Raw genomic sequence first — 11,757 nt, 5'->3', positions numbered from 1 at the left:
CTCGCTCAGCGTCGGGCCGCGCGCTGGGCCAGCGCGAGGAAGAGGGCGCCGAAGGCCAGCATGACGCCGCCCCAGACGAGGTTGATGTTCACGCCGGCGCTCCGTTCGTACATGGCCGTATCGCCGTTGGTCATGATGCCGTACGCGCCGAGAATGACGCCCAGCACCACGAAGAGCCCGCCGATTGGCAGGCGAAGATCCATCGCTGCGCCACCACTCATGGTCGTCGCTCCTGATCAGTAGAACATCACGTTGAGCGCCACCATGGCCAGCATGACGGCCACGGCGAAGACACTGGGCTTCTCGTACCACGCCTTCACATCGTCCACCTGCCGTGGCGTCAGCGAGTATACCAGCCCCTCCAGCTCCGCCTCGCGCCGTGCCCGGGTGGCGAGACTCACCACGATCGTGACGATAAAGCAGGTCGTGAACGCCGCCACCGCCGTCCAGAAGGTTTGCGCCATCTCGCTGGGATACCTGAGTATCACGCCGAAAAATCCCCCCTTCACGCCTGGAGTGGCGCCGTTGGCTAGCGAGATTCCATGGTGGATGGCTGGCGCCACAGTGCCGGCAACCAGGCCCCAGAAGGCGCCATGCCCGGTGCTGCGCTTCCAGAACATCCCCAGCGCGAACGTGGCGAAGAGCGGTGCGTTCACGAACGCGAAGACGAGCTGCAGCAGCTCCATGATGTTGTTGAAGGAGCCGGCCACGTAGGCGGCCGCCACCGACAGCGCGATTCCGCCCACGGTGGCCGCGCGCCCCATCCACAGGTAATGCTCGTCGGTCCCCTGCTTCTTGATGTGCGCCTGGTAGATGTCGTAGGTCCACACGGTATTGAACGCGGTCACGTTGCCGGCCATGCCCGACATGAACGACGCGATGAGGGCCGTGAGCCCCAGGCCGAGCATGCCGGTGGGGAAGAGCTTCACCAGCATCATGGGGGTGGCCAGATCGTAGTCCAGCACCACGTTGCCGTTCGTGTCCAGCAGCGGCGTTCCCGCAGCCGTGAGCTTGGCGGGAATGATGTTGTCGCCCATGGCCAGCGCGATCATGCCGGGCACGATCACGAGGAACGGGAAGAACATCTTGGGCACGGCAGCAATGAGCGGGGTGCGGCGTGCCGCCGTCATGGAATCGGCGGCCATGGCGCGCTGCACCACGAGGAAGTCGGTGCACCAGTAGCCGAACGAGAGCACGAAGCCGAGCCCCATGACCATGCCGAACCATTCGATGCCGATGGAATTGGTCGTGGCCGATCCCATGCCTTGCCACACGTTGGTGTAGGCGTACTCGGGGAGGCCCCGCTGCACCGCGGCGGCGGACAGCTTGCTCGTCATGCCGTCCCAGCCACCGACCTGCTTGAGCCCCACCCACACCAGCGGCGCGAATCCAAAGACGATCATGAAGAACTGCAGGACTTCATTGTAGATGGCGCTGGTGAGTCCACCGAGCGTCACGTAGGCGAGCACGATGACGGCCGAGACCAGCACACTCGTGTTGAAATCCCACCCGAGCAGCAGGTTGAGCAGCTTCCCCATGGCGTACATGGAGATGCCGCTCGAGAAGATCGTCATGGCCGCGAAACCGAGCGCGTTGAAGGTGCGCGTCTTTTCGTCGAAGCGCAGCTTCAGGTACTCGGGGACGGAACGCGCCTTCGATCCGTAGTAGAACGGCATCATGAAGATGCCGACGAACACCATGGCCGGGATGGCGCCGATCCAGTAGAAGTGGCTGGTGGCGATACCGTACTTCGCCCCGGACGCGCCCATGCCGATGACTTCCTGGGCGCCAAGGTTGGCCGAAAGAAATGCCAGTCCGGTTACCCATGGGGGCAACGACCGACCCGACAGGAAGAAGTCGGTGGATGTGCGCATCATGCGCCGCAGTGCCCAGCCGATGCCGAGCACCACGACGAAATAGATGGCCATCACGACGTAGTCGAGCGTGGTCAGCTTGGTCATTGGGTGTGTGTCTGGGGAGTGGGTCGGCGAAACGTCAGCAGTTGCAGGGGCGCACCGTTTCGCGCAACGGCCATCCATGGGGGCTTGCCCGCACGCCGCACGGGAACGAGCGCGCGCACCTGCCCGTCGATGGCCGGGACCGCCGTCGCGTCGGCAGGGCGAAATCCACCGGCCCCGTCACCGTACAGCAGGACACCGCGCGACGCATCGTAGCGACCGATCACCGGCGGTACGCCGTAGGCGTTGCCGGCCAGAAAGATGTCCTGAAACCCGTCGCCGTTGGCGTCGGTGACGAACGTCGCGAACGTCATTGATAGCTGCGCGGCCACGGGCAGGGGGCGCAGCGTGAAGCGCCCCCGTCCATCGTTGATGGCCACCGCGCTCTCGAAGGTGGTCGCTTCCTTCACCTCGGCCTTCGCGATCTCGGCCGGGTTGAAGATCTCCTCGAGGCGACTCGCGCCGAAGGCCGCGAAGGTGGGATACTTCCCACGGATTGCGGGCATGAGCTTCACGAGCTCGTCGCGGCCAGCCAGGGGATACGCCACGCCCTGCACGAAGCGGGTGATGATCTGCTTCGTGCTTCCGGTGCCGGTGAAGTCGTGCACGTACATGCGCACTGGCTCCCGGGCCGAGGCCCGGAGAACGCCGTTGGTGCCGGCATTGCCGAGCACGAGATCCGGCGCACCATCGCCATTGAGGTCGGCCACCGAGAGACTGTTCCACCAGCCGCTGGCCGCGGCGAGTCCGCTGGCGGCCGCGTGCTCCTCGAGCCGATCGCCACGATTGATCCAGATGCGCACCGGCATCCACTCGCCCACCACCACGAGATCAGGGCGCTTGTCGCCGTTCACGTCGGCCCACTGCGCCGCGGTCACCAGCCCCGCGCGGGCCAGGCCGGGGGCCACGGCCTCGGTGACGTCGGTGAAGTGCCCGGCGCCATTGTTCCGCAGCAGATGGCTGGTGGGTGTCCGACCGTATTCACGCGCCACCACGCGACTGCCGACGAAGAGATCCTGATCGCCATCACCATCGAAGTCGGCGGCGGTTACGGTGCTGCCGTTTTCGCGGAAACCGGCCGGCAGAGCGTTCACGGCGCGGGTGAAGGAACCGCGTCCGTCGTTCAGATAGAGCCGGTCGTCCAGTTCCGCGAACTCGTTCCAGAACTCGTTGCCGGCGCTCACCACATAGAGATCGAGATCCCCATCGCCGTCGGCATCGAAGAAGGTGGCGTCCACATCCTCTGCCGTGCTGTCAGCCGCATAGGTCGCGGCACTCGACTCCGTGAAGCGACCAGTGCGCTGCTGCAGCAGGAGCGTGCCACGCTGCCACTTGGCGCCTCCGACATACAGGTCGTCGAGCCCGTCGCCGTTCACATCCCCGACCGCAAGCGCGGGACCCTCCGCCGACACGACATGCGGCATGAGCGGTTCGCGGTTGTAGTCGAGAAAGTCGTTTTCGCGGTGCGGCACCGCCGCGCCGACGGCGGGCGCCTCGTCCACGGTGCGCTGCAGGCGGATGGGGGCATAGCGCCATTGCCCGGCGCTGCTGTCCTGATGCAGCGTGATGGAGCGGTCCGCCGCCACGTTGGTACGAATTTCGTACCGCGCGTCCGGCCAGACGACGATGAGCGAGTCGACAACGGCCGACGTGCCCAACCCGAAGTGCAACCGTCGATCGACACTCGACTGAAAGCCGCGCACCGGTTGCTGCTCGAGCAGCTGGCGATGCGCCCCGGTCACGGCGGTGACCTTGGCGCCGATGCCGTCGGTGTTGCGGCCACTGCCGGCGAGGCGCACCTGCAGCCAGTGTGTGGTGTTGCCGTTCGCACGCGCCGTGTTGCGATAGACGGCGACTGGCGCGTTGATGCGGTTGACGATCAGGTCGAGCGCCCCGTCATCGTCGAGGTCCACGTACGCCGATCCGTTGCTGAACCCCTTTTCGCCGAGTCCCCACCGTTCGGCCATGTCGGTGAATCGCAAATCTCCGTCGTTGCGATAGGCATGATTGGCCAGGGGAATCTGCGGCATGCGCTGCAGCAGCTCCCGGTTCTCGGCGCGGGTCACCCCGCGTGCGAGTGCCGCCTGTGCCGCTTCGTTTCCGACATAGTTGATGTAGTCCAGATCGTTCGGACGGCGATAGATGCCGTTGGTAATGAACAGATCCTTGCGTCCGTCGTTGTCGAGGTCTGCGAAGAGGGGCCCCCAACTCCAGTCACTCGCGGCCACACCGGCGAGCAGCGCCACCTCGGCGAACGTGCCGTCTCCCCGATTGAGCTGCAGTGCATTGCGCGGGTACTGCACGCTGTAACCGGCGCGCAGGCGCATGTCGAAGAGATTCCACCCTTCGTAGCTCGCGGAGGTCTTGAAGATGGCCTCCTGCTCGGGGAGCATGTCCACCGTCATGAAGTCGGGACGCCCATCGTCGTTCATGTCGGCAGCATCGGCGCCCATGGAGAAGCGACTCGTATGACTGAAGGCCTGCGTGCCCACTTCGGTGAAGTGGCCGCGACAGTCGTTCAGGTACAGGAAGTCGTTCTCCTGAAAGTCGTTGGCCACGTACACATCGAGACAGCCATCGAGGTTCACGTCGCTGGCCACCACTCCCAGTCCAAATCCCTCGACGCCCCCGAAGATTCCCGCCGCCGCACTCACATCGGTGAAACGCGTGCCGTCGTTGCGATAGAGACGGTCGCCGGCCTGTGGATGTCGCTGATCGCGACGGGCCGCTACGCCGATTTGTCGCTCCGTGTGCACGGAGTGATTCAGCAGATACAGATCGAGATCACCGTCACGATCGTAGTCGAAGAACAGCGACTGCGTGGAGAACCCGGAGAACGCGAGCCCGTATGCGTCGGTGCGGTCGGTGAAGACGCCCGTGCCGTCGTTGATGTACAGCACGTTGCGTCCGGCCATGGTGAGGTAGTTCACCGCCGACACATACAGATCGAGCGCGCCGTCACCATTGACGTCGGCCATCGAGACGCCGGTCTTCCATCCCGGCGGGCCGGCCACGCCGGCGCGCTCGGTGATGTCCTCGAAGGTGAAGTCGCCGCGATTCCGGTAGAGACGGTTTGACTCGAGGTTGGACGAGAGGTAGACATCCTGCCGTCCATCTCCATCCACATCTCCGACCGCGACGCCGCCGCCGTTGTAGTAGTACAGGTAGTTCAGGATGCTGAACTCGGGCGCCTCCGGCAACGTGTTCACGAAGGCCATGCCGGTACGGGACGCGGGCAGGGACTCGAAGAGCGGCGGCCCCTGGGACGCGGGGGCGGCCGCTGCGCTGCGATCACCGCCGGAGGAATCGGCGCACGCGGAGAAGGCCGCCACCGCAGCCGCTGCGCCTGCCCACCGGCGCCACCAGGGGCCAGCGCCTTTGCTCACCGGGCGGCGACGGCGGCGGCGGGCCTGGTCGCAATGCGCGCCACCACGTTTTGCCCCACCTGACGCCCCTGCTTCTGCCCTTCCTCGATGGCCTGCCGGTAGTGGATCCCGCCGTACAGGCGGCTGATGGCCGCTTCGTTGGCGGCCGCCTCGAAGCTCGAGAAGGAACGTACCGGCAATCCGAACGGCACTTCGACGGAGTCGGCAAAGGCGAAGTTCGCACCGAAGATGCTGGTGAGCACTTCCGCCGCCGCGGTGGAGATGACGCTGTGGCCGCTGGGATACTCCGGGAAGGGCGGCGTCTGCAACAGCGGCGTCCACTGCTCGTCCACGTAATTGTTGATCACCGTCTCCGGGCGAAGGACACCGGACCGGAACTTCTCCTCCCACGCGGCGATGAAGCCGTCGGCCAGAGCGAGGGCCGTGCGCGCGTAGACGTCGGCACTTTCCACCAGGGTGGCCTTGGACTGTCGCGAGGCCTGGCCGGCGATGCCCATCCAGTGGCCACCAGGCGAGATCTTCTTGGTGGCGAACATGGTGTGCCCCTGCACATTCATGGTGTACGGATTGCAGTCCCAGAACGACGCAATGAGTCGCTCTTCCTCGGTGAGGGTCCTGCCCTTCTCGTATACCTCGAGTGCCTGCGTGAAGAACGGCGTACCCTTGACCGTGTCGAAGGGAATGGCCGGGGCCGGACGGAACTGACTGGCCGAATCCATCACGAATGGAATCAGCGTGCCCCAGTTGGGCTCCACGGCATCCATGTAGGCGGGCGGGGTGGGACGCCAGCGCCCCGGATCCCGTGTGATGCTGTACTTGGGCAACCCACGCGATTCCTTGAATCGATCCTTGGCGGCCCATGCCAGCACGAACTGCGCAACGGTGTCACCGTAGGCGACACTGCGTTCGACCACGTCGTCGGGGAGCGCCTCGGCGTACCTGTTGGTCATCACCGTGCGCACGGAGTCCATGCGGTCGCGAGAAAACGTGAGTTGGTGACTGACGGTGAGGAAGGCACGCACGCCGGCCAGCTCGAACGAATACGACTGGGTCCGATCGGGAGCCGGCACGGCGGGCATGTCGCGCACCTGCCCAGCGAGGGACCGCCAGGCGGTATCTCCCTGACGGATGGTCTCGTAGGCGGCAATGCTCGCGTAGCTGTAGACGCGACTCGCCTGCGGCGGGCTGAAGATGTCGTACACCATCGTGCTGGTGAGCTGCTGCATGGCTTCGTGCAACGGCTCGGCGGAACGCACCGCCTCGGCGGCAGCAGGACGGCGTGTCTCACAGGCCACGACACCGATCGTCGTGGCCGACAGCGCAACTACCTGGAGGTACCTTCGAAGGCGCATCATGGACGTGGAACCGAGAAAACGAGCGGCGCCGCATTGTTGCGCGCCACCACAACGCGTTGGCCGGACCGGCTCTTCAGGCGCGCCAGCGCACGCGCCTGTCCGGGAACACGAAATCCGCTTTCGGCCGGGCGAACCGCGGTGAACGTGCCACCCTCCTCCGCGAGGAGCACAAGCCCCTCACTGGCAGCCATGCGGCCCAGCTCGGGCTTCACGCCATCGAAGTTGCCGGCCAGCAGCACATCGAGTCGACCATCACCGTTCACATCGGTGGTGGTAATGCCGTACACGGGGGCCAGTTGTGCCTCCACCGGCAGGTCAGTGAATGCGAACCGGCCATCGCTGCCGCGGCGCAGTACGCTGCTCGACAGGCGGCGAGCCTGCTTCACAATGGCGCGCTGCCGCTCGGCCACCGGCACCACGTCATCGAGCGTCTGGAGGGCGTAGTCCTTGTAGTTCAGGAAGCGGGCTTTCCAGGGGGGGACCGTCTTGATCAGGTCGTCGCGCAAGACCAGTGGATACGGCTTGCCGCCGTTGTACATGCCGATGAGTTGCTCCACGTAGCCGTTGTTGTCGAAATCCTTCACGATCAACAGCAGCGGTTCATCGGGAGTGGCCCGCAGTCGGGTGTTGCGACCGATATTGCCAAGCAGATACTCGTCGCGTCCGTCGCGGTCGAGATCGGCGGCCACGATGCGGTTCCACCACCCGTCGCTGGCGCCCAACAGCTCGTCGACCATCCGCTCGAATCGTCCGCCGCCGCGGTTGCGGAAGACCGTCACCGGCATCCACTCGCCCACCAGCACCAGGTCGACGCGGCGGTCGCCGTCCGCATCACTCCACACGGCATCGGTCACCATGCCCACGGTCTGCAGCCCCGGCGCCTTGGCGATGGCGTCGGTGAAGGTGCCGCGACCGTTGTTGAGGAGCAATTGACTCCTCGGATCGGCGCCGTACTTCCAGGGGACGCTGCGGCCACCGACGAAGAGATCGATGTCCCCGTCACCATCCACATCGGCTGGCGCGACGACACTGCCGCTGATGAGCGCGACGGGCAGTCGACCTTCAGTCTTGCTGAATCGCCCGCGCCCATCGTTGAGATACAACCGATCCTGCAGCGCCGGGCTGTCTTCACTGTACTCGTTGCCTCCGCTCACCACGTACAGATCGCGGTCGCCGTCACCGTCGGCGTCGAAGAAGGCGGCACTCACGTCTTCGGAGATGGCGTCCAGCGCAAACGCCGGGGTCGGCACGAGCGTGAAGGTGCCGTTCGCATTCTGCACATGGAGCGCCCCTGCCTGCTCCTTGGCCCCACCGAGGTACACGTCATCGAGGCCGTCGCCATTGACGTCGCCCACCGCGAGTGCGGGGCCTTCGGTGCTCAGCATCTTCGGGATCAACCGCTCGCGGTCGAAGTCGACGAACTCGTTTTCGGTGTGCGTGAAGCCGAGGCCGGACCGGGCCGTGATGTCGGCAAGCAGCGCCGGTGGCCGGCTCGGCGCGAACGGAGCGGCCGGCGACGTCCCTGCGGCCTGTGTGATGACGAGGGCGCGATCGGCCGCGCCACCGGGCGCCAGCGTGCGGGTACCGTCGGGCCAGCGAACCACGATGGAATCGACCGCCGCGTGTGCCCCGAGCCCGAAGGTGAGCGTGTAGTCCACGCTCGATTGGAACCCGCGCGCCGGATAGAGCTCCTGCACGTAGCGGTCGGCGCCTGCATGGACGGCGACATGGGCACCAACGGCGAACGGGTTGCGACCACGGCCGCTCAGCCGCACCTGCAGCCAATGCCGGTCCGTGAGCAACGTGCGCGCGTTGTTGCGGTACACGAAGCTTTCGGCGTTCACGTTGCTCACCACCAGATCGAGCGCGCCGTCGCCGTCGAGATCACCGTAGGCCGCGCCGCTCGAGATGTTCGGCGTGTCCAGCCCCCAGGCCGTGGCCTGATTGCTGAAGCTCCAGGCGCCGTCGTTGCGAAAGGCATAGTCGGCAATGGGGGTCGAACTCATGGCATTGATGAGGCGCATGTAATCCACACGCTTCGCGCTGGCTTCGCGCTCCATGGTGGTCCGATCGGCCAGGAACGCCACGTAGTCCTGCGAGGTGACGTCCCGGGCGAGGCCGTTGGTCACGTAGATGTCCTTGCGACCATCCTGATCGAGATCCGCGAGGAGCGCGCTCCAGCTCCAATCGGTCTCTGCGGTGCGCGTCAGATAGCCCACGTCGCTGAAGGTGCCGTCGCCATTGTTGCGCTGGAGCATGTTGCGCATGAGCTGGTGGCCATACCCATCGCGCACCTTGGCCATGTACACGTCCCATCCCTCGTACATGGCCGTGGTCTTGATGCGATACTCGTCCTCCGGCATCATGTCGGTGGTGTAGACGTCAGGCCAGCCGTCATTGTCCACATCGGCGATGTCCATGCCCATGGAGAAGTAGCTCGTGAGTGGCATGGCCGTGTCCAGCACATCCTTGAAGGTGCCGTCCTTCTGATTGAGATAGAGGTAATCGCGCTCGTGGAAGTCGTTGGCCACGTAGATGTCGGGCCACCCGTCGCGATTCACATCACCGACGCCGATACCCAGCCCGAACGCGATTTCGGTGCTCCAGATGCCGGCGCGCTCGGTGATGTCGGTGAAGGTGTCGCCGTCATTGCGATAGAGGTGGTCGCCGCCGTACGGGTGCCGCTCGTCGCGCGTGTTGCGCACACCGAAGCTGTTGACCGGGCGCGGCGAGTTGTTGATTACGAACAGGTCGAGATCACCGTCGCGATCGAAGTCGACAAAGGCGGCATGCGTAGACCAGCCCTCGTCGGCTATCCCGTACCGGCGCGCCTGCTCCACGAAGGTGGGCACGGAGTCAGCGCCGAGACCTTGATTGATCCAGAGGGTATTGGCGCGCGTGGCCGGCTCGCCGTCACCGGCATGGCTGAGGTAGATGTCGAGCCGCCCATCGCCGTTGACGTCGGCCAAGGTGACGCCGGTGGTCCACGGCCGATCGGGCTGCACGCCGGCCTTGGCCGTGACGTCGCGAAACCGGAACGCCCCTTCATTCAGGTAGAGACGGGGCCCGTCCTGATTGGACGTGAGGATGATCTCGGGTCGGCCATCGCCCGTGAGGTCGCCAATGGCGACCCCGCCACCGTTGTAGAAGTTGCGGTACGTGAACACGTTGCGCTCTTGCGAGTCCACCACCCGATTGGTGAACGCCACGCCGGTGTAGGCCGAGGGCATGAGCGTGAAGAGCGTGCTGTCGACCGGCGGCGCGTCAGCCAGTCGGGGAGCGCCACGTTCGCCACAGGCGGCGAGCATGAGTGCCGCCGAGCCGATGACGAGGGGCTGAAGCGCCACGATCGGGCGCGGGATGAACGAAGTCACGTCTCGAGGGGGAAACTGCCATGAAAGCCACGGCCTGCGTTCGGTTCGTGAACGCAGGCCGTGGCGACCTTCGGAACCCTTCCCTACAGCTTAGTAGCCGGGGTTCTGCTTGAGCAGCGGGTTGGTTTCGATCTGGTTCTGCGGGATGGGCATGAGGATGCGGTACGGCGCCGACGCCTGCTTGAAGAGACGGGCGTTGGTGTACGTGCCGGCACGGATCATGTCCTGACGGCGCTTGGCTTCGCCGATGAACTCGAAGAGGCGCTCGTCGAAGATGGCCTGTCGCACCTGGGTCTGCGAGAGGTTCGCGGCCAAGGGACGGGCCGGGCTGAAGGCACGGGCACGCACCTGATTGATCAGCTGAATGGCCGACGCCGTCTGCCCCAACTCGTTCTGCGCCTCGGCCTTGACCATCATCATCTCCGCCAGACGGAAGTACACGAAGTCGTTGCCGTGGTTGCCACCCTCGGTGGCTGCCGGATCGATCGGGTACTTGTAGACGCGCGCCCCTTCGCCCTCACCCGCCTGCGTCACGTCACGAATTTCCGGTGTGAAGATGAGCGGGTTGCCGGCGCGGTCGCGAATGGGCTGGCCGGTCTTGAGGTCCACCTGCGGCCCCACGAGGAACACCTTCTTGCGATCGTCCGCGTCGTCGAAGGTGTTGTACGTGGTGGCGATGGTGGCGAAGCCGTTCCACGGCGACAGGTTGAACGAGTTGTAGTGCAACCCGCGCATCTGGAACGACATGCCGAGGCCACCCGGGCTGCTGGTGTGGCGCACGACGAAGATGTTCTCCGGCGAGTTCTCGTTGGTGGGCGAGAAGTTGGTGCGCCAGTCGGCGGGGAGGCTGAAGCGGCCCGAGTTGAGCACGCGATCGGCGGCCACGATGGCTTCGTTCCACTTGGCCGGGCCGCGGGTAAGCCCCGTGGCCGTGACGGTGCCGGTGAACACCTGGGCGTTGAGGTACATATTCGCCAGGATGGCGTCCACTGCCGACTTGGTCACGCGGCCATACTGGTTGGCCGGCCACGCGTCGGGGAGCGCCGTGCGCGACTCGGTGAGCTCCTTCTCGATGAAGGCGAACACCTGGGCACGCGTTGCCTGCTCACGCGGCTTCACCTCGGTCGTGGTGACGATGGGCACGCCGCCGAAGAAGTCCATCAGCAGGTAGTAGTAGAACGCACGCAGGGTGCGCATTTCACCCACGATGGCCGCCTTGTTGGGCACCTCGGTGGTTTCGAGCGCACTGAGCAGCACGTTGGCGCGCGCCACGCCCCCGAAGAGATCGTTCCAGACACCCGAGATATCCTCGAGGCCGGAACCCGAGGTGGGCGTCCAGGTGTGCCGATACAGATCGAGCCAGCGGCCGTTGTCGAACCAGTCGGAACCGCGCGTGGGCACGACGGTTTCGTCCGACGACACCTGGCTGAGGTTGTAGTAGCCCCACATGGTGGAGCGGAGCTGCGCGTACACCGACGCCACGCCGCCGATGACTTCATCGGCGTTCTTGTAGAAGTTGTCAGGCGTGATGGCGCTGACGGGCGTTTCGTCGAGGTCGGTGCAGCCCTGGATCGTGAACACCGCTGCCGGCGCCGCCAACAGGGCGGCGCTGACGCGGCCGGCGCGCCAGAGCGACGCGAGTCGGAAATTGCGGGTCTTTCGCATGGTCAGTTGGGAATCGTCC

At 65.4% G+C, this 11,757-nt stretch carries 6 protein-coding genes; all 6 read right to left on the bottom strand.

Translation table 11 applies throughout. From position 1 onward, the window contains the following. Positions 1 to 5: 5 nt before the first annotated feature. The 6 genes from O9271_RS04995 to O9271_RS04970 all read right to left on the bottom strand — a co-directional run bounded on the left by O9271_RS04995 (position 6) and on the right by O9271_RS04970 (position 11,738). A complete protein-coding gene (locus O9271_RS04995; RefSeq protein ID WP_298266650.1) occupies positions 6 to 221 on the bottom strand; it encodes a hypothetical protein in 216 nt (71 codons plus the stop codon). A 15-nt stretch (positions 222 to 236) separates the two neighbouring features. Continuing rightward, on the bottom strand, positions 237 to 1,961 hold the full coding sequence (locus tag O9271_RS04990) for a sodium:solute symporter family protein (protein WP_298266648.1): 1,725 nt from the start codon (positions 1,959 to 1,961) through the stop codon (positions 237 to 239). Beyond that, entirely contained in the window at positions 1,958 to 5,290 is a 3,333-nt protein-coding gene (locus O9271_RS04985; protein ID WP_298266647.1) for an FG-GAP-like repeat-containing protein, read from the bottom strand. Before O9271_RS04985 ends, O9271_RS04990 begins: the two co-directional genes overlap by 4 nt. A 50-nt stretch (positions 5,291 to 5,340) precedes the next feature. Next, a complete protein-coding gene (locus tag O9271_RS04980) occupies positions 5,341 to 6,699 on the bottom strand; it encodes a vanadium-dependent haloperoxidase (protein ID WP_298266645.1) in 1,359 nt (452 codons plus the stop codon). Beyond that, positions 6,696 to 10,073 (bottom strand): VCBS repeat-containing protein, encoded by a 3,378-nt coding sequence (locus tag O9271_RS04975; protein WP_298266643.1) that lies wholly within the window; start codon positions 10,071 to 10,073, stop codon positions 6,696 to 6,698. The genes O9271_RS04980 and O9271_RS04975 overlap by 4 nt, the downstream gene beginning before the upstream one ends. Before the next feature lie 90 nt (positions 10,074 to 10,163). Further along, positions 10,164 to 11,738 (bottom strand): RagB/SusD family nutrient uptake outer membrane protein, encoded by a 1,575-nt coding sequence (locus tag O9271_RS04970; RefSeq protein WP_298266641.1) that lies wholly within the window; start codon positions 11,736 to 11,738, stop codon positions 10,164 to 10,166. Positions 11,739 to 11,757 lie beyond the last annotated feature (19 nt).

The organism is Gemmatimonas sp., from assembly GCF_027531815.1.
Lineage (GTDB): Bacteria > Gemmatimonadota > Gemmatimonadetes > Gemmatimonadales > Gemmatimonadaceae > Gemmatimonas.
Note: the sequence above shows the minus strand (reverse complement) of the source record. Positions and strands in the feature narration are given on the sequence as shown.

What these genes read in the sequence shown, in the direction of transcription:
- O9271_RS04995 (WP_298266650.1), bottom strand. Translation starts at nt 221, where the DNA reads ATGAGTGGTGGCGCAGCGATGGATCTTCGCCTGCCAATCGGCGGGCTC.
- O9271_RS04990 (WP_298266648.1), bottom strand. Translation starts at nt 1,961, where the DNA reads ATGACCAAGCTGACCACGCTCGACTACGTCGTGATGGCCATCTATTTC.
- O9271_RS04980 (WP_298266645.1), bottom strand. Translation starts at nt 6,699, where the DNA reads ATGATGCGCCTTCGAAGGTACCTCCAGGTAGTTGCGCTGTCGGCCACG.
- O9271_RS04970 (WP_298266641.1), bottom strand. Translation starts at nt 11,738, where the DNA reads ATGCGAAAGACCCGCAATTTCCGACTCGCGTCGCTCTGGCGCGCCGGC.